14 protein-coding genes are annotated in these 17922 nt (G+C 76.2%); 9 read left to right on the forward strand and 5 right to left on the reverse strand.

Annotated features, from left to right (window positions below):
* Positions 1 to 6 precede the first annotated feature (6 nt).
* From ACVWNX_RS31195 to ACVWNX_RS31205, 3 genes are all read left to right on the forward strand, one after another.
* Positions 7 to 1014 carry a ferric reductase-like transmembrane domain-containing protein gene (locus ACVWNX_RS31195; protein WP_454411538.1) on the forward strand — a complete coding sequence of 336 codons (1008 nt, stop codon included), beginning with the start codon at positions 7 to 9 and terminating at the stop codon, positions 1012 to 1014.
* A 480-nt stretch (positions 1015 to 1494) separates the two neighbouring features.
* Complete coding sequence (locus ACVWNX_RS31200; protein WP_454411539.1) at positions 1495 to 2973, forward strand: MBL fold metallo-hydrolase; 1479 nt, start codon at positions 1495 to 1497, stop codon at positions 2971 to 2973.
* Between the two features lie 323 nt (positions 2974 to 3296).
* Entirely contained in the window at positions 3297 to 4043 is a 747-nt protein-coding gene (locus ACVWNX_RS31205; protein ID WP_454411540.1) for a sulfite exporter TauE/SafE family protein, read from the forward strand.
* A gap of 156 nt (positions 4044 to 4199) precedes the next feature.
* On the opposite strand, the gene ACVWNX_RS31210 is transcribed toward ACVWNX_RS31205, so the two are convergent.
* Positions 4200 to 4481, reverse strand: a complete 282-nt coding sequence (locus tag ACVWNX_RS31210) for a metal-sensitive transcriptional regulator (RefSeq protein WP_454411541.1) — start codon at positions 4479 to 4481, stop codon at positions 4200 to 4202.
* Positions 4482 to 4582: 101 nt separating this feature from the next.
* Here ACVWNX_RS31210 and ACVWNX_RS31215 point away from each other — a divergent pair, with 101 nt between their 5' ends.
* Positions 4583 to 5170 carry a rhodanese-like domain-containing protein gene (locus ACVWNX_RS31215; RefSeq protein ID WP_454411542.1) on the forward strand — a complete coding sequence of 196 codons (588 nt, stop codon included), beginning with the start codon at positions 4583 to 4585 and terminating at the stop codon, positions 5168 to 5170.
* Between the two features lie 204 nt (positions 5171 to 5374).
* Here ACVWNX_RS31215 and ACVWNX_RS31220 read toward each other — a convergent pair whose 3' ends face one another.
* The 3 genes from ACVWNX_RS31220 to ACVWNX_RS31230 all read right to left on the reverse strand — a co-directional run bounded on the left by ACVWNX_RS31220 (position 5375) and on the right by ACVWNX_RS31230 (position 8412).
* A complete protein-coding gene (locus tag ACVWNX_RS31220) occupies positions 5375 to 7114 on the reverse strand; it encodes an alpha/beta fold hydrolase (RefSeq protein WP_454411543.1) in 1740 nt (579 codons plus the stop codon).
* Between the two features lie 137 nt (positions 7115 to 7251).
* The gene (locus ACVWNX_RS31225) at positions 7252 to 7809 is read right to left on the reverse strand and encodes a TetR/AcrR family transcriptional regulator (protein WP_454411544.1); all 558 of its coding nucleotides are present in this window, start codon (positions 7807 to 7809) and stop codon (positions 7252 to 7254) included.
* A gap of 84 nt (positions 7810 to 7893) precedes the next feature.
* Positions 7894 to 8412 (reverse strand): PadR family transcriptional regulator, encoded by a 519-nt coding sequence (locus tag ACVWNX_RS31230; RefSeq protein WP_454411545.1) that lies wholly within the window; start codon positions 8410 to 8412, stop codon positions 7894 to 7896.
* 511 nt (positions 8413 to 8923) lie between these two features.
* On the opposite strand from ACVWNX_RS31230, the gene ACVWNX_RS31235 reads away from it, so the two are divergent.
* The 5 genes from ACVWNX_RS31235 to ACVWNX_RS31255 all read left to right on the forward strand — a co-directional run bounded on the left by ACVWNX_RS31235 (position 8924) and on the right by ACVWNX_RS31255 (position 15870).
* Complete coding sequence (locus tag ACVWNX_RS31235; RefSeq protein WP_454411546.1) at positions 8924 to 9655, forward strand: hypothetical protein; 732 nt, start codon at positions 8924 to 8926, stop codon at positions 9653 to 9655.
* A gap of 338 nt (positions 9656 to 9993) precedes the next feature.
* Positions 9994 to 10845, forward strand: a complete 852-nt coding sequence (locus ACVWNX_RS31240) for a helix-turn-helix transcriptional regulator (protein WP_454411547.1) — start codon at positions 9994 to 9996, stop codon at positions 10843 to 10845.
* Between the two features lie 148 nt (positions 10846 to 10993).
* Positions 10994 to 11767 carry a glucose 1-dehydrogenase gene (locus tag ACVWNX_RS31245; RefSeq protein ID WP_454411548.1) on the forward strand — a complete coding sequence of 258 codons (774 nt, stop codon included), beginning with the start codon at positions 10994 to 10996 and terminating at the stop codon, positions 11765 to 11767.
* A 257-nt stretch (positions 11768 to 12024) separates the two neighbouring features.
* Positions 12025 to 14226, forward strand: coding sequence for a serine/threonine-protein kinase (locus ACVWNX_RS31250; RefSeq protein ID WP_454411549.1), 2202 nt, complete (start codon positions 12025 to 12027; stop codon positions 14224 to 14226).
* A gap of 69 nt (positions 14227 to 14295) precedes the next feature.
* Positions 14296 to 15870 (forward strand): phytoene desaturase family protein, encoded by a 1575-nt coding sequence (locus ACVWNX_RS31255; RefSeq protein ID WP_454411550.1) that lies wholly within the window; start codon positions 14296 to 14298, stop codon positions 15868 to 15870.
* 220 nt (positions 15871 to 16090) lie between these two features.
* Here ACVWNX_RS31255 and ACVWNX_RS31260 read toward each other — a convergent pair whose 3' ends face one another.
* Positions 16091 to 17914: a serine hydrolase domain-containing protein gene (locus ACVWNX_RS31260; protein WP_454411551.1), complete on the reverse strand. Its 1824-nt coding sequence runs from the start codon at positions 17912 to 17914 to the stop codon at positions 16091 to 16093.
* Positions 17915 to 17922: the final 8 nt, after the last annotated feature.

A 17922-nucleotide genomic window follows, 5' to 3' on the forward strand; every position in this document is an offset into this window, starting at 1 on the left:
CCCACCATGAACCTCCCGAAAGGCCGTGCCGCTTCCGATCCGGAGCCCCTGTCGGCGTCCCGCGCCATCCCGGAACAGCAGGGCCCGCCAACGCGGACCCCGCCCCGCGTCACCCTTCGCTCCGATCTGCGCGCCAGCGCCCTCGACGGCGGCGTCGCGCTGCTCGTCACGGCCGCCGTCTTCGTCCTGCTCTACGTCCGGATCAAGGCCGGGACCTCGTCCACCGTCAGCGTGATGCCGTTCATGTCCGACGCCGGGGCCTTCTGGATGTACTTCCTCAGCCAGGCGTTCGGCTGGTCGGCGCTGCTGTGGGCGTGGTTCACGGTGCTGCTCGGACTGCTGCTCTCCGGCCCCCGTCCCGCGTGGCTGCCGCTGTCGGGGCCCAGGCTGGAGCGTCTGCACCGCACCACCAGCCTCAACAGCATCGCCCTGATCGCCGCCCACGCCCTGCTGTTCGCGGCGGAGTTGATCCGCTTCGACTCGGGCGCCTGGTACGCGCGCACCGCCACCGCCTTCGTCGAGACCTTCGTCCCGGGCGGCTACGACTCGGGCACCGGCAGGATCGCCATCCCCATCGGGCAGGCCGCCCTCTACCTGGCGATCCCGCTCGGTCTGCTCTTCTACGTCCGTCACCGGATAGGGGCCAGGACCTGGCGGGTCATGCACCGCTTCGTCCTGGTGGTGTACGTCCTCAGCGTCTGGCACACCCTGCTGTACGGCACCAACGTCTGGTACGACGGCTGGTTCCGCACCACCGTATGGCTGCTCCAACTGCCCGTCGCCGCACTGTTCCTGGCCCGGCTGCTCCGGCCCGCCCGCCGCTCCCAGCGGCTCGCCGGGCCCGTCGCCCACCAGGGGTCCCGGACCGGATGGGCCCTGCGGCTCACCGGACGGCTGGCGGCCCTCGCCGTCCTCGTCGCCCTGGTCGCGGTCCCGCTCAGCGGCCGGGACGGGGGCCGCGTCCAGCCGCCCGCCGACACCACCTCCTCCCACACCGAACACGACCACGACTGAGGGCTTCGCTCCGTCCGCCTGTCCCCGCTCCGTCCGTCGGCCCCCGCCCCGTCCGCCGGTCCCCGGCGTGCCCGCCCCGTCACCACCCGGTCCGTCCGGGGGTGGCGGGGCGTTCGCGTGCCCGGTGGCTTCCCGGCGCGGGGGCGTCCGCCTCCGGTGACCGCCCGGGAGGAGCGCTCCCGGGTTCGATGGCCCGCCGCCCGCCGCCCGCCGCCCGCCGCCCGCCGCCCGCCGCCCGCCGCCCGCCGCCGGGCCCGTTCTCCCGTCCACGTCGCCGCCCCCGGCCCCCCGGCCCCCGGTCCTGATCTCGGCGGTTCGCGCCTCTCCGGCCAGCGCTTCCTTCGCTCCGAAGGCTCCCTCGCGCCCTGACCTCCGGGCCGGAGAGTGACTCCCTCAATACCCCCAGGGGTATTTGTTATGGTGAAGGAAGAAATACCCCGGGGGGTACATGAGAGGGGTACGTCGAGAGGAGTGTGGGCCGTGTTCTTCGTGGACACCCTGGAGTTCGCCGGACTGGGCAACCGCAGCTATCTGGCGGGCGGCCCGGAGGCCGCCGTGGCCGTCGATCCGCCCCGTGACGTCGACCGGGTCCTCGCCGCGGCGGCGCGCCGGAACGTCCGGATCGCGTACGTGGTGGAGACCCATCTGCACAACGACTACGTGACCGGCGGCCTGGAGCTGGCCCGGATCAGCGGGGCGCGCTACCTCGTCCCCGCCGCGGCGTCGGTCTCCTTCGACCGGGTGCCCGTCGCGGACGGCGACACCGTCCGCGTCGACCGGGGGCTGACCCTGCGGGCGATCGCCACCCCCGGCCACACCCCGCACCACACCTCCTACGTCCTGACCGAGGACGGCCGCGACGTCGCCGCCTTCACCGGCGGCTCGCTGCTGATCGGCGGGGTCGGCCGCCCCGACCTGGTCGAACCCCGGCTCACCGAGGAACTCGCCCACGCCCAGCACGCCTCCGCACACCGTCTCGCGGACACCCTCGCCGACGACGTCCCGGTGCTGCCCACCCACGGTTTCGGCAGCTTCTGCGCCTCCGGAACCGGCGAGGGCGGCGCCTCCACGATCGGCACCGAGCGTCTCGTCAACGCCGCGCTGACCCAGGACGCGGAGACCTTCGTCGCCGCCCTGCTGGCCGGGCTGGACGACGTCCCCGCGTACTACGCGCACATGGGCCCGGCGAACGCCCGGGGCCCGGCGCCGGTGGACCTGACCCCGCCCCGCCCCGCCGACGCGGACGAGATCGCCGCCCGGCTCGCGGCGGGGGAGTGGGTGGTGGACCTGCGCGGCCGGGTCGCCTTCGCCCAAGGGCACGTCGCCGGATCGCTGAACTTCGAGGGGGACGGCAAGCTCGCCACCCATCTGGCCTGGCTGATCCCCTGGGGCAAGCCGGTGACCCTGCTGGCGGAGACCCCCGAACAGATCGCCGAGGCCCAGCGGGAGCTGGTCCGGGTCGGCATCGACCGGCCCGCGGCCGCCGCGAGCGGTTCGCCCCGCACCTGGATACGCGAGGGGGACACCCTGGCGGCCTTCCCCCGCGCGACCTTCGCCGACCTGGCCGCGGCCCGCGCCGGATCCTGGGGCGCGTCCGCGTCCGGGACCGGTGCCGGAGACAACCGCGACGGTGACGGGGACGGGACGGCGGGTCCGGTGGTCCTGGACGTCCGCCGGACGTCCGAGCACGCGGCGGGCGCGGTGACCGGAGCGGTCCACATCCCCCTCCACGAGCTGCGCGGGCGTCTCTCCGAGGTGCCCCCGGGCGTGGTGTGGACGCACTGCGCGGGCGGGATGCGCGCCGCGATCGCCGCCTCGCTGCTGGACGCGGCGGGCCGTGCGGTGGTCGCCGTGGACGACGGCTTCGACGCGGCGGTGGCGGCCGGACTGACCCTGCCGCGTGACGGCGCCCGCACTGCTGGGGACCCCCCGGCGACCGCCCCCGCCCGGACCGTCTGACCGTCCGGACCCCCGCCGCCCCGCCCCGCGCGGGGCGGCCCGTCCCCACCCGGAGTGACCATGTGCTCCCCCCGCCGGACGCCTTCCGGCCCCTGTTCCCGCCCCGGCGGCCCCGCCCGCGCGGCCCGGCCGACCCGTACCACCCGTTTCGCCCGCGCCGTCGGATCTCCCGGGCGCGCCGGGCCTCCCGGGCCCTTCGGGCCTCGTGGTTCCCTCGGGCGTGCCGGACCCTTCCTGCCTCCCGGATCTTCCGTCCGCGCCGGGCGCGCCGGATCCCTCGTCCGCGCCGTGCCGCGCGCTGTCGTCCGCCCCGGCGGCCCGGCATGAGCGAACTCGTCCTCGCCCTCGCCGCCGGGGGCCTCGTGGGGCTGACGCTCGGTGCGCTCGGCGCGGGCGGCGGCGTCATCGCCGTCCCCGTCCTGGTCTATCTGCTGGGTTTCACCCCCGCCGAGGCGGCCACGGGCAGCCTGCTCATCGTGGCCGTCACCTCGCTGACGGCGCTGTACCGGCACGCGCGCTCCGGTGCCGTGCGCTGGCGCGCCGGGCTCCTCTTCGCGGCGGCCGGGATCCTTCCGGCGGCGGTGGCGGGCGGGCTCGCCGCGCGACTGCCCGGAGCGCTGCTGACGGGAGCCTTCGCGGTGGTCGCCGCACTCGCGGCGGTGCGGCTGCTGAGGCCGGGCGGCGGCCCCGGCGAACCGGTGGGGCTCCGGCCGGTCCGGGTGGCCTCGGCGGGCGCCGGTCTCGGCGCGCTGACCGGCCTGCTCGGCGTCGGCGGAGGGTTCCTCGCCGTCCCGGCCCTGGTGAGCGTGGTGGCGATCGAGATCCGGGCGGCCGTCGCCACCAGTCTGCTGGTCGTCTCCGTCAACTCGGTGGCCGCGCTGGCGGTCCGGGGCGGGGCCTCGACGGGGGTCGACTGGGCGGTCGTCGCGCCGTTCGCGGCGGCGGCGGTCCTGGGCGCCTGGGACGGGGGACGGCTCGGCGCGAAGCTGCCGGAGGCGGCCCTGCGACGGGCGTTCGCGGGCGTACTGCTGGTGGTGTCGCTGCTGATGCTCGTGGACGCGGTCCTGTGAGCCGGGCCCGGCCCCGCGCCTCCACCGGTCCTGGACGGGACCGGTGGCGGGGGTGGCGTTCCGGGAGGGGCCAGGGACGGCACCCCGGGCGGCCCCCTGCCCGGGTCCCCGTCCGGAGGACTGGACCTGCCGGGAGGGGCGGCCCCGTCCGGAGGGTCAGGCGAGGGAGAGGAAGAGCTTCTCCAGCCGGGCCCGCATCTGGTCCCGGTCCGCCGGATCGGACATGTCCTCGCCGGTCAGACAGTGCTCCAGCCCTGTCGCGATGATCGCGAACCCGGCCCGGTCGAGCGCCCGGGACGCGGCGGCGAGCTGGGTGACCACCTCGGCGCAGTCCCGGCCCTCCTCGATCATCTTGATCACTCCCGTGATCTGCCCCTGCGCCCTGCGCAGCCGGTTGACCACGGTCTTCAGTTCCTCGGCCGCCAGAGCCAGTTCCACGACGCACTCCTTCGAGATATACCCCTATGGGTATTCTACCGAAGCTGCGCGACGCACGGCGGCATCCCACCACCTCCCTCGCGAGCAAGGACACGACCACCATGACCACCTCTTCCGCCCTCACCGTCGACCAGGCCGCCCCGCGACTCGGCGCGCTCACCGTCGTCGACGTGCGCACCCCCGGCGAGTACGCGTCGGGCCACCTCCCGAACGCGCTGAACATCCCCCTCGACGGGCTGCGCACCGCCCTGGCCGAACTGCGGGACGCGGCCGGCGGTACGGACCTCCTGCTGGTGTGCGCCTCCGGAAACCGTTCCGCCCAGGCGTGCGCCATCCTCGCCGAGGAGGGCGTCACCGCCGCCACGCTCACCGGCGGCACCACCGAGTGGACCCGCCTCGGTCACCCGCTGGACCGTCCCGAAGGGGGCCGGGCGGTGTGGGCGATGGAACGCCAGGTCCGGTTCACGGCCGGTTCCGTGGTCCTGGCCGGGCTGATCGCGGGACAGTGGTGGAGCGGTGCGCTCTGGGTGTCCGCCGGAGTGGCGGCCGGGCTGGTGTTCTCGGCGCTCACCAACACCTGCGGCATGGCCCGGGCGCTGTCCCTGCTGCCCCACAACCGCTCCCGGGCCTGCGACCTCGGCACCGCCCGGGCGGCGCTGCGCGCCCGGGCCACCAGCCCCGCCGAGTAGCGGGCAGGACGGTCGCGGGGCCTCCGGGCTCCGGTGACCCGACGTCCTCCGACGCCCCTGGCGTCTCCGGGGGACCGGGTCCCCGGGAACTCCGGCGGCCGGGTGCTCCCGGGGCCTCCGGTGTTCCCGGGCATCCGGGCCCGACGCTTTCCGGTTCGTTCATGATCCGGTTCACCCGTGATCCGGCTTGCCCGTGGGCCCGGTTCATCCGTCGGCCGGGACGAGCGGCTCGCCGACCGCCCGCGCCAGGGCGTCGGGGTGGGTGAGCTGCGGATGGTGCCCGGCCCCGGCGATCTCCGTCACCGGGCGTCCGCCGTCCCCGGCCAGCGGGTCGGCGGAGCCGGTGACGATCCGCACCGGAACGCCGACCCGCTCCAGCAGGGCCCGGACCGCCGCCCGCTCGCCGTGCGCCGAGCGCAGCGCGGCCACGACGCGTCGCGCCACCCCGGGGCGCCGCAGATCCGCCACCGCCCCGGCGACCGCCGGGCCCTCCGGGGCGCCGAGCAGCCCGGCCAGCCGGGCCGCCGACGTCCGCCGCAGGGCCGCCACGGCCAGCGGCGAGCGATGGAGCCGGGAGCCGGGAGCCTGGAGGAACGCGGGGGAGACCAGGACGAGTCCGCCGATCCGCTCGGGGTGGGCGACGGCGAAGCGTACGGCGGCTCCGCACGCCGCCGAGTGCGCCACCAGCACCGGACGGGTCCGCACCGGCGCCAGCAGCCCGGCCAGCCAGGCGTCCGTGCCCCCGGCGGCGGGGGACGAGCGCCCCAGCCCCGGCAGATCGGCCACCAGGGCCGGACCCGGCAGCCGGGCGACGACGCCCTCCCAGACGTCCGAGTTCAACGGCAGCCCGTGCAGAAGGACGTGACGTGGGGTCAGCCGGTCACCGGCCGTCCAGGTCCGGCTGCCCGCCACCGCCCGGAAGCCGTACGGGGCGAGCCACGGCTCCCCGTCCCCGAACCGGGCGGCGACCAGGTCGTCGGCCCAGGAGCGCAGCGCGTCGGCGACCGGGGGCGCCTCCAGGCCGACGGCGGCGGCGAGTTCCCGGGCGGAGTCCGTCGGATAGCGGTCGGCGGAGAGGAACGACAACGTCTCCGGGTCCACCCCGGTCATCCGGCGCGGCAGACGCCGCAGCAGGGCGACGGGCACCCCGCGACGCGGCGCCCGGACGCCCGTGTGGTCGGCGACCGTGGCGAGCAGCGCGGGCAGGGGCGGGGTGGCGTCGTCGAGGATCCAGTGCTGGTCGCCCGGGGGTGAGCCCGGGATCTCCGCCAGGAAGCGCGCCAGGTGGTCCACCGTGACGACCGGCACGAAGGTGTCGGTGCCGCCGGGGTACGCGGGGAGGTGCCCGTCCCACAGCCGGGCGACGAGGGAGGCGAGGCCCAGGTACTGGCCCGGTCCGATGACGGTGCTGGGGTTGGCGACGGTGAGCGGGACCCCGAGTGCGGCGGCCCTGGCCCGCACGGCGCGGTCCGCCTCGGTCTTCGACGCCTCGTAGGCCCCCGTTCCGGCGGGTCCGGGACGGTCGCCCTCGGCACCGACCCGGTACCCGCTGATGTGCACCAGTCGCCGTGTCCCCGGCCGGGCGGCGGCCCACTCGACCACCTGGAGCGCGCCGGTGACGTTGACCGCCCGGGCCCGCGCCGGGTCCAGTCCGAAGGCGAAGAGCGCGGCGGCGTTGTAGACGTCGCGGGCCCTCGGCAGTCCGCCGAGCGGCCGGGTGATGTCGGCGGTGAAGACGGTGAGGCGGTCGGTCCCGACGCCCCGGGCGCGCAGCCATGGCGTCAGGGTGTCCACGCGCACGGTCGCCGCCACCCGCTGGCCCCGGCGCAGCAACTCCGCGACGAGGGAACGGCCGATGAATCCGGTGCCACCGAAGACGATCGCGTCCAAGACGCCTTCCGCGCCCGCACCGTCCGTGCCGTCCGCGCCATCCGTGCTGTCCATCGTGTTCATGGAACCTTCTGTCTAAGTGGAACGGTCTACATATTTTCTGGCCCGGAAAAGGGCCCACCGGGCCGGTGGGCCGGGGGTGGGCGCCGCGTGGGCGGGAGTGCGGGAACCGTACGGCTGGGCGCGCCGGGTCAGCGCAGCAGCGTGCCGACCTGGCGGGCGACCCGGTCCAGCGGCTCCCGGCTGCGGTGGGTCCTGGCCAGCAGCAGGGCCCCCTCGATCAGGGCGAGGACGGTGACGGCGAGGTCATCGGCGTTGGGGTGTCCTTCCAGCCGGGCGCGGAGCACCGTCTGCCAGGAGGCGTAGACCTCGGAACAGACCTCCTGGAGCGGCCCGTTGACGGCGGCCGTCTCCAGCGCCACCGTCGCGACCGGGCAGCCCCGCCGCCATCCCGACTCCTCCAGCCGGTCGCCCAGGTGTCGCAGTGCCGCCTCCGTGAACTCCGCCGCCGAGCCGGTGGCGCCCGCCAGTTCCTCCAGGGCGGCGCCGATCTCCTCGCCCGCCCGCCGGACGGACTCGCCGACCAACTGGTCCTTGCCGCCGGGGAAGTGGAAGTAGAGCGACCCCCGGGGCGCCCCGCTGACCGTGACCACCTGGTTGAGTCCGGTCCCGGAGTAGCCGCCTTCCTCGACCAGCCGTCGCGTCGCGTCCAGCAACTGGTCCCGCGTCCTGGCGCCCTTCTGTCCCATGAAGGCCAAGCTAGACCGGTCTACATATTTTTTCAACCCGCCCGCCGCCGTACCGGGCGACGGCGGTTCCGGCCGGACCCGCCGTCACTCCAGTCGCTCCAGTTCCGCCTGGCAGCGCTCCAGCCACTCCAGGTCCGCCTGGAGCCGCAGCGCCACCCCCTCCGCCAGCAGCCGGGCGAGGGGCCCGTCCCCGCCCCGCCCGGCGCGCTCCGTCCGGGACAGCTCGCGCATCAGCGCGAGGTAGTGCCTGCGCTGCCGGTTGATCAGGGCGATCTGGTCGGCGGCCCCCGTCAGATGGGCGAGCGCCAGCTTCACGGAGAAGTCGTCGCGCCCCCGGGGCGTCCCGGACGGCGTCCCGTACCAGGCGTCGACCGCCTCCCGCCCGGCCGCCGTGATCTCGTAGATCCGTTTGTCCGGCCGGTCCGTCTGGCTCACGTGCCGTCCCTCGGCGAGCCCCGCCCGCTCCAGCCTGCCGAGGGTGACGTAGACCTGTCCGGTGTTCGGCCGGGGGTGCGCCGGGCCCAGGAGGTCCTCCAGGGCCCGTTTGAGCTCGTAGCCGTGGGCGGGACCACCGGCGAGCAGCGCCAGCAGGTGTAGACGCACGGGGGCTGGTCCCTCCTCGGGCACAGGGGGCGGACGCGCCGCCGGGAGCCGTCGTCGCCGGGCGTGCCCGTCCGGTCCGGCGGCTGCCGCGTCGCTCCACGGGGTACGGGACCTCCGGCGCGGCCCTCCCCGCGGCACGCCCGTGGCCGGGGCCCACGGTGTGACCCGCGACGGGGGCGCTCCGCCTCCGACGGACTCCGGCGACCGGTGTCCGTCGGAGCGGCGTCGCCCGGCGCCGCGCCCATGAGGTAGATCCATGTTAGGTAAAGATCGGGGCTGGAGGGCGTCGCGTCCAGCCCCGTGACGTCCCCCGTCCACCTGGGTACTCGTGGCCCTCCCCGCCCGCCGTGGGCCGCCGCCGGACGGCGCGCACCCGGTCGCGGGCCGCCGTGACGGGCATGACGGGCCCGGGGGCGGGTAGCTAACGCGTAGGTAGGCGATCCGGTGGGCACCCGTCCACGACGACCCGGGACGCCCCGGTCCCGCACGCGGAGCCCGAACGGAGGACGCCTTGCTGACCATCGACCCGCCCCGCGTCACCGCCCCGCCGCGCCCGAGACCGCTGCCCCGGCCGCTGCGCCCCACCACCGGCCCCCGGGTGGTGATCGTCTCGCTGGACGTCGACGCCAGCGTCGACTGGGCCAGACGGCTGCACCGCGCGGGACCGCCGCGCTTCATCGTCCGCCGCTGGGGCGACCAGCGCGGCTACGAGTATCTGCGCCGCGCCCCCGGCGTCCTCGCCCTGCTGGACGCCCCCCGGGCCGAGGACCCGGCCGAACTCGTCCAGCGCGTAAGGTCCTTGAGGCTTCTCGCGCCGGTCGCGGTGGCCACCGGGATCCGGGTGGACAGCGCGGCGCTGCTGGCCGCCGGAGCGGTCAACGTCCTGCGCCGGGACAGCGCCGAGAGCGCGATCGCCGCCCGGATCGAGGCCGATCTGCGCTGGCTGCGGCGCGGTCCCGGCCCGGACCGGGGACGGCGCGAGCCGCTGCGGCCCTACCGCAGCCAGTCGTTGCTGCTGGAGATCCTGCTCGGCGCCCGCTCCCCGCTGTGTTGTCACGACATGCGCTGGCTCCTCGGGGACACCGAACGCCCCATGAGCCTGCGGGCGTTGCGCGCCCGGGTGGAACGGCTCGCCCCGCACCTCGCCCGGCACGGCCTGGAGTGCCGCCGCCAGGTGCGGTGGGGGGCGGACACCCTGACCGTGCACCCGGTCCCGGCGGCGACGCCCCGGCTGTCCGCCTGAGCGCGGAGCACGGGTACGCTCCGGCCGCTGGACCTGCTGGACCTGCTGGACCTGCTGGACCTGCTGGACCTGCTGGACCTGCTGGACCTGCTGGACCTGCTGGACCTGCTGGACCCGCAGCCCCGCGCCGTCCCTCTGGCCCCCGATGCGGGCGTCGTCACCCGCCTCCGCCGCCCCGCGCGGACCCACCGTGCCGCCCCACCGTCGCCGACCCGCGCCCCGCCCCCGTCGCGTCCGCCCCGCCCCACGCCGTCTCCCGCTCCCTCCTCCCCCCGGCTGGCGGGAGACGGCGAAGGCGGGCCGTGCCGGTGCCCCGATCGCGTTGCTACGGTGGACGGATGGCCAGTGACCAGCGCTCCCCCCACGGCCGTCGCGCCCAGCTCCGTGACTTCCTCCGCACCCGCCGGGCCCGGCTCGCCCCGCACGACGTGGGGCTGCCGTCCGCCGGGCGGCGGCGCACGCCCGGACTGCGGCGCGAGGAGGTCGCGGTGCTCGCCGGGGTCGGCGTGTCCTGGTACACCTGGCTCGAACAGGGCCGGGACATCAACGCCTCCCCCGAGGTCCTGGACGCCGTCGCCCGGACCCTGCGCCTCGACGGGGCCGAACGCGCCCATCTGTTCCTGCTCGCCGGGCTCAGCCCGCCGCGCGCGGAACCGGTCCCCTCCGCCGTCACCCCCGAACTGCGCGGGCTGATCGAGGCGTGGTCGCCGCGTCCGGCCGTCCTGCGGGACCGGTACTGGAACCTGGTCGTGGTCAACGAGGCGGCCCGGACCGTCTTCGGCTACGACGAGTCCGACCGCAACTGCCTCTCCGTGTTCTTCACCCACGAGCGCTACCGCTCTCTGCACACCGAGTGGGCCCGGGTGGCCCCCGGGGTGGTCGCCGCGTTCCGGGCCGACGCCGCCCGCTACCCGGGCGACCCGGGATTCGGCCGGATCGTCGACGAACTCAGCGAACGCAGCCCCGAGTTCGCCGGGATATGGGCCCGCCACGACGTCACCGACAGCACCCAGGCGGTGAAGGCGGTGCGGCACCCGGAGGTGGGCGACATGGTCTTCGACACCACGGTCCTGTCCCTCGCCGACCGCCCGGACCACCGGCTGGAGCTCCAGAACCCCCGGCCCGGCAGCGGGACGACGGCCAGACTGGAGGAACTGCTCGGCCCGAGGACTGCCGAACCCGCGCGCTGACGTCCCGCCCGCCCGCGCGCTCCTCGGCCCGGCCCCAGGACCCGCGACCGCACTGGGGACGACAGGGCCCCGCCGCCCAGGGTGGTGGTGCGGGTACCAGGATGGACCGGCACTGCCGCCCCCCGCCGCCGGGCCGCAGGGTGGGGACATGACCACACACACCAACACCCCGCGTTTCACCGGCCGGACCGCTCTCGTCACCGGGGGCGCCAGCGGAATGGGCCTGGCCGTCGCCCGCGTCCTGCTCTCCGAAGGGGCCCGGGTCGTCATCACCGGCCGCGACCAGGGACGGCTGGACGCCGCCGTCACCGCGCTCGACGGGGGCGACCGGGTGCTGGCGGTGCGCGGCGACGTGTCGAGCCTCGCCGACGCCCGTGCCCTCGCCGACCGCATCCGCGACCGGTACGGCAGGCTGGACGTGCTCTTCGCCAACGCGGGCGTCGCCTCCTTCCAGCCCACCGCCGAGGTGACCGAGGAGGAGTTCGACCGGGTCGTCGGCATCAACCTCAAGGGCGTGTTCTTCACCGTCCAGCAGACCCTGCCCCTGCTGTCCGACGGCGCCGCCGTGGTGATCAACGCCTCCTGGACCGCCCACCGGGGCCTGCCCAACGGCTCGCTGTACTCCGCCACCAAGGCCGCTGCGCAGAGCCTCGCCCGGACCCTCGCCGCCGAACTCGGCCCCCGGGGCATCCGGGTCAACACCGTCAGCCCCGGCTACATCGACACCCCCATGTACCGCCGGGAGGTCGACCCGGCGACCGAGGCCGCCGTCACCGCCCAGATCGCCACCGGCCGGGTCGGCACCGCCGAGGAGGTGGCCCACGCGGTCGCCTTCCTCGCCTCGGACCACTCCGCCTACGTCACCGGCCAGGACCTGGTCGTCGACGGGGGACTGGTCGGCGCCGTCCCCGCCGCGCTCTGACCCGGACCCACCGGGCCCGGCCCGGAGTCCGCACCGGGGCCCCGCCCGCCAGGGGCCCCGGACCGGCCGCCCGGCGCCCCGGCCGCACCCGGCCGCCCGTTCCCGCCGGGCGCCCCCGCCCCGCCCGGCCGCCGTCCACCCTCCGTTCGCCGCCACACCCCCGCTGACCGGCCCACCCCGTACCCACCCGCCGCCCCGGGTGGCCATACTGGACGGGCCAGCAGGCGCTGAGGTGACGACGGGGGCGACGACGGGAGATGACCGACACCAGGATGATCCAGGACCGGTACCGGCTGCTGGAAGTGATCGGCCGTGGCGGCATGGGCGAGGTGTGGCGGGCCAGGGACGAGTCCCTGGGCCGGGGCGTCGCCGTGAAGTGCCTCAGACCCCTCGGCCCCCACCACGACCCCTCGCACGCCGGGGTCCTCAGGGAACGGTTCCGCCGGGAGGCCCGGGTCGCGGCCGGGCTCCAGCACCGGGGCGTCACCGTCGTCCACGACTTCGGCGAGGCCGACGGCGCGCTCTTCCTGGTCATGGAGCTCCTGGAGGGCCGCAACCTCAGCCAGCTGCTCCTGGACAACGACCACCGCCCGCTGCCCGTCGAGGAGGTCGTGGACATCGCCGGACAGGTGGCGTCCGCGCTCGCCTACACCCATCAACAGGGCATCGTGCACCGGGACCTGAAGCCCGCCAACATCATGCGCACCGCCGACGGAACCGTGAAGATCTGCGACTTCGGCATCGCCCGGTTCGGGCAGGGCACCGGACGCACCTCCCGGCTGACCCACGCGGGCATCGCCATGGGCACCCCGCACTACATGTCCCCGGAACAGATCGTCGGCGGCGAGGTGGACCGCCGGGGCGACCTGTACTCCCTCGGCTGCGTGCTGTACGAGATCGCCACCGGCGCCCCGCCGTTCGACCACGACGACGCCTGGGCCGTCCTCGTCGGCCACCGGGACACCACGCCCGAACCGCTCCGCCACCACCGCCCCGAACTCCCCGGCTACTTCGAGGAGATCGTCCTCGGCCTGCTGGCCAAGGAACCCGAGGACCGTCCCGACGACGCCTGGGAACTCGTCCGCGCGCTCACCGCCGGAGCCCAGGGCGGACGGACCGCCGCGCCGTCCGTCCCCGTCCGGGCGGACACCAGGCTGCCGTCCTGGACCACGGGCATGACCACCGGCCGCAAGGCCACCGGGGCCGTGCCGCGCCTCACCGTGCCCGCCCCGCCCCCCGGACTGACCGACGAGTGGATCGCCCGGCCGGTGGGCGGCCCGGGCGGCCGGGCCGCCGCGCCCGGACGTCCCGCCCCCGCCCCGGAGACCGTTGCCGTCCTGGTCTCCCGGCACAACGCCGGACTGAGCCTCGGGCGCCTCGGCCGCTGGTCCGAGGCGGGCGAGGTGCACCGGGCCGTCGCCGCCGAACGCGAACACGCCCTCGGCCCCGACCACCCCGACACCCTCGCCAGCCGCTACGAGGTCGCGTTCACCCTGAGCCGCACCGGCCGCGCCACCGACGCGCTGCGCGCCTACGACGAGGTCACCGAGGGGCGGGAACGCGTCCTCGGCGCCGAGCACCCCGACACCCTCGCCGCCCGCCAGGAGACGGCCTACGTCCTCGGGCAGCTCGGCCGCCACTTCGACGCCCACCAGCTGTACACGGCCGTCCTCGCCGCCAGGGAACGCGCCATGGGCCCCGACCACCCCGACACCCTGCGCTGCCGCCACAACCTCGCCCACAACCTCAGCAGGCTCGGGCGCCTGGAGGACTCCCACCGGATGGCCCGCGAGGTCGCGACCGCCCGGACCCGGGTCCTCGGCGCCGACCACCCCGACACCCTCGTCACCCGCTACGAGGTCGCCTACGCGCTGGGCCAGCTGGGCCGCTGGCACGAGGCCCTCGACACCTACCGCGAGGTGGCCGCCGCCCGCGCCCGCTCGCTGGGCCCCGACCACGCCGACACCCTCGCCGCCCGCTACGAGGTCGGCATCAGCCTCGGACGGCTGGGCCGCAGCGCCCCGGCGCTGGAGCTGTACCGGGACCTGATCGCGGACCGCACCCGGATCCAGGGCGCCACCCATCCGGAGACCCTGCGCGCCCGGCACGGCCTCGGCGTCAACCTGGGACGGCTCGGCCGCTGGGAGGAGGCGCTCGTCCAGGCCCACGAGGTCAGCGTGATCCGTGCCCACGTCCTCGGCGGACACCATCCGGACGCCCTGGTCAGCCGACGTGAGGTGGCCGTCGCCCTGGGCTGGCTGGGCCGCTGGGAGGAGGCGCTCGACGCCTACCGCGCGGTCGCCGCCGCCCGTGAGGAGGTCCTCGGCCCCGGCCACCCCGACACCCTCGCCAGCCGCAACGACGAGGCGCACTGCCTGGAGCAACTGGGCCGGGGCGCCGAAGCCGTGGAACTCTACCGGCGGGTCGCCGCCCTGCGGCACGGCGCCCACGACGGCTGAGGCCGCCCCGGCGTCCGGGGAGTCCGGACGGCCACTGGCCCCACCCGTACCGCCGTGTTACCAAGGATCATGCCCGTACGCTCGCGCTACGACGCCGTGATCGTCGGCGGCGGTCACAACGGTCTCACCGCCGCCGCCTACCTGGCCCGCGCGGGACGGCGCGTGCTGGTGCTGGAGCGGCTCGACCGCACCGGGGGAGCCGCCGTCTCCACCCGCCCCTTCCCCGGTGTGGACGCCCGGCTGTCCCGCTACGCGTACCTGGTCAGCCTGTTCCCCGCGAAGATCGCCGCCGATCTGGGACTGCGGTACGCCCTGCGGACCCGGGCCGTGTCCTCGTACACCCCCGCCGTCCGCGCCGGACGTCCCACCGGACTCCTCGTCGGCGGCGGTGAGGCACGCACCCGGGCCTCCTTCGCCGCGCTCACCGGGGACGACCGGGAGCACACCGCCTGGCGGGAGTTCGGCGCGCTGACCGCGCACGTGGCCCGGCGGGTCTTCCCCACCCTCACCGAACCGCTGCCGACCCGTGCGGAGCTACGGGCCCGGATCGCCGACGACACCGCCTGGCGGACCCTGTTCGAGGAACCGATCGGCGTCGCCGTCGAACAGCGCTTCCGCGACGACCTGGTGCGCGGGGTGGTGCTGACGGACGCCCTGATCGGCACCTTCGCCGACGCCCACGACCCCTCGCTGCGGCAGAACCGCTGCTTCCTCTACCACGTCATCGGCGGCGGCACCGGGGACTGGAACGTACCCGTCGGCGGGATGGGCGCCCTCACCGACGCCCTCGCGGACGCCGCCCGCCGGGCCGGTGCCGAGATCGCCACCGGCCACGAGGCCACCCGGATCGCCACCGACGGACGCGCCGCCGAGGTGGAGTTCCGCACCGGGGGGACCGAGGGCCGGGTGGGCGCCCGGCACGTCCTGGTGGGCGCCTCGCCCCGGGAGGCCGCCGCCCTGCTCGGGGACCCGCCCCCGGACCCCGGGGCGGAGGGCTCCCAGCTCAAGGTCAACATGCTGCTGCGACGGCTGCCCGGACTCCGCGACCCGGCCGTCGACCCCCGCGAGGCGTTCTCCGGCACCTTCCACATCGCGGAGGGCTACCGGGAACTCGGCACCGCCTACCGGCAGGCCGCCGAGGGCACCCCGCCCACCGCCCCGCCGTCCGAGGTGTACTGCCACTCCCTGACCGACCCCTCGATCCTCGCCCCCGACCTGGTGCGGCGCGGCTACCAGACCCTCACCCTGTTCGGTCTGCACGCCCCGGCCCGGCTGTTCCACGAGGACGGCCCCGGGGTCCGCGACCGGCTCCTCGCCGCCACCCTCGCCCAGCTCGACGCCCATCTCACCGAACCCCTCGCCGACTGTCTCGCCGAGGACGCCGACGGCCGCCCCTGTCTGGAGGTCCGCACCCCCCTCGACCTGGAACGGGAACTGCGGCTGCCCGGCGGCCACATCTTCCACGGGGACCTCGCCTTCCCGTACGCCCAGGAGGGCACCGGCCGCTGGGGCGTCGCCACCGCCCACCCCAACGTGCTGCTCTGCGGGGCGGGCGCGGTGCGCGGCGGCGGGGTCAGCGGCGTCCCCGGCCACAACGCGGCGATGGCCGTCCTGGAGACGGACCCCGCCCCGGCGGGCGGCTGACGAACCGCCAGGACGGGGCCCTCCCGTCCCACCCGGCGGGCGGCCGACCGGTCCGTCAGCGGGTCGCCCCGTCCCAGCGGGCGACTGACCGGCCCGCGCGTCCTCGGCCGACGGCCCGCGCTTCCGCTCGGCGGACCGCGTCCCCCGGCCAGCGGCGCCCCGGCCGGCGGACCGCGTCCCTCAGCCGACGGACCGCGCTCCCAGACGGCGTCCCGGTCCCTCAGTCGGCGGACCGCGTCCAGCCGTCCGCGACGAGGGCCGCCGCGTCCCGCTCCCGCCGCTCGTCGAAGACCCGCCGCCGCCCGTCGTCCACCCGCAGCCCGCTCACGTACCCGCCCCGCCCCACGTACGCCCGGTCGGTGGAGTACCGCCAGCGCAGCCGCACCGGGGCGCCCCGCCAGGCGTCCAGACCGGCCTCGGCCGCGTACCAGACCCGGCCCGACCAGCCGCTCACCGCGCCGTCCGGACGCTCCTCGTCGCCGTCGCCGTCGCCGCCGGGCCGCCGCACGCGCAGCGGCACCGGACGCCAGGACGCGCCGTCGTCGTCGGACGCCTCCAGCCGCAGCGCGTCCGCGCGCGGTTCGGTGTCCCACCACAGCGCGCACCGCAGCCGCGCCCCGGGCCCGGTGAGCGTCAGCGGGGGCAGCGTCAGCGTGGCGTCGGCGCCGCTCGCCATGCCCCCGAACCAGGCGGCGCGCCCCCGGGGAGGACGCACCGGCACCGCGCGGGCCAGGTGGTTCGCGGCGGCGACCCGGGGCGCCGACCCGGACCGCCAGGTCCGCACCGGGTGCACCGAGTTGCCCAGCAGCACCAGGAACGCGTCGCTCACCGGGTCCAGCACCAGACACGTCCCGGTGAACCCGGTGTGCCCCGCGGTGCGCGGCGTGGCCATCGCCCCCATGTACCAGTGCTGGTAGAGGTCGAAGCCCAGCCCGTGCTCGTCCCCCGGGAACGCGGTGTTGAAATCGGTGAACATCAGCTCCACGGACTCCGGGCGCAGCACCCGGGTCCGCCCGTACGCGCCGCCGTTCAGCAGCGTGCGCCCCAGCACCGCGAGGTCCCACGCGCTGGAGAACACCCCCGCGTGCCCCGCCACCCCGCCGAACGCGTACGCGTTCTCGTCGTGGACCTCGCCCCGCACCAGCCCCCGCTCCAGCCCCGACCAGGGGGCCCGGGCGTCCTCGGTGGCGGCGATCCGCTCCCGCCAGGAGGCCGGTGGGTTGTAGCGGGTGTCGCGCATCCCGAGCGGTCCGGTGACCTCCTCCGCCAGCAGCACGTCCAGGGTGCGGCCGGTCAGCCGCTCCAGGAGCAGCTGGAGGGCGATCAGATTGAGGTCCGAGTAGAGGTAGCCGCTGCCGGGGGGCCGCAGCGGCTCCTCGTTCCACAGCCGGGCCAGCCGGGCCTCCCGGTCCGGTTCGGCGTACAGCGGCAGCCAGGAGCGCAGCCCCGAGGTGTGGGTGAGGAGCTGACGCACCGTGATCCCCTCCTTCCCGGCCGCCCCGAACGCGGGCAGCCGGGAGGCGACGGGCTCCTCCAGCACCAGCGCGCCCCGCTCCAGCGCCTGGACCGCGAGGACCGAGGTGAACAGCTTCGACACGGACGCCAGGTCGAAGACGGTGTCCCCGGTCATCGGGACCTGCTCCCCGGGAGGCAGCTCCACCCCGGTGTCGGTGGTCTCGTCGTACCCCGAGTAGCGCACCGCCGATCCGATCGCCCGGTGCAGCGCCACGGTGTCGCCACGCCCCGCGAGCAGCACCGCGCCCGCGTACCAGGGGTGGACGGGGGACGGCCCCAGGAACCGTTCCGCGTCGGCGACCAGCCGGTCCAGATGACCGGGCAGCAGTCCGGCGCGCCGGGCGTCGCCCCGGCGCAGCGTCGGCGCGCGGTCCGTCCGCCCGCGCCGGGGCGCGGCGCCCGCGACCCCCGCCGTCAACGGCGCCAGCGCCCCGCCGAGCGCCAGCGCGCCGAGTCCCCGTCTGGTCATCCCGTGGAACCCTCCCGTCGCTTCGGTCGGCGTGTCGTCCTCCGGTGCGGCGCTCGTCATGGGCGGTC

This window comes from Streptomyces sp. JNUCC 64 (assembly GCF_054484115.1).

What these genes read in the sequence shown, in the direction of transcription:
- ACVWNX_RS31215 (WP_454411542.1), top strand. Translation starts at nt 4,583, where the DNA reads ATGACCACCTCTTCCGCCCTCACCGTCGACCAGGCCGCCCCGCGACTC.
- ACVWNX_RS31260 (WP_454411551.1), bottom strand. Translation starts at nt 17,914, where the DNA reads ATGACGAGCGCCGCACCGGAGGACGACACGCCGACCGAAGCGACGGGA.
- ACVWNX_RS31250 (WP_454411549.1), top strand. Translation starts at nt 12,025, where the DNA reads ATGACCGACACCAGGATGATCCAGGACCGGTACCGGCTGCTGGAAGTG.
- ACVWNX_RS31245 (WP_454411548.1), top strand. Translation starts at nt 10,994, where the DNA reads ATGACCACACACACCAACACCCCGCGTTTCACCGGCCGGACCGCTCTC.
- ACVWNX_RS31240 (WP_454411547.1), top strand. Translation starts at nt 9,994, where the DNA reads ATGGCCAGTGACCAGCGCTCCCCCCACGGCCGTCGCGCCCAGCTCCGT.
- ACVWNX_RS31195 (WP_454411538.1), top strand. Translation starts at nt 7, where the DNA reads ATGAACCTCCCGAAAGGCCGTGCCGCTTCCGATCCGGAGCCCCTGTCG.
- ACVWNX_RS31225 (WP_454411544.1), bottom strand. Translation starts at nt 7,809, where the DNA reads ATGGGACAGAAGGGCGCCAGGACGCGGGACCAGTTGCTGGACGCGACG.
- ACVWNX_RS31220 (WP_454411543.1), bottom strand. Translation starts at nt 7,114, where the DNA reads ATGGACAGCACGGATGGCGCGGACGGCACGGACGGTGCGGGCGCGGAA.
- ACVWNX_RS31255 (WP_454411550.1), top strand. Translation starts at nt 14,296, where the DNA reads ATGCCCGTACGCTCGCGCTACGACGCCGTGATCGTCGGCGGCGGTCAC.
- ACVWNX_RS31205 (WP_454411540.1), top strand. Translation starts at nt 3,297, where the DNA reads ATGAGCGAACTCGTCCTCGCCCTCGCCGCCGGGGGCCTCGTGGGGCTG.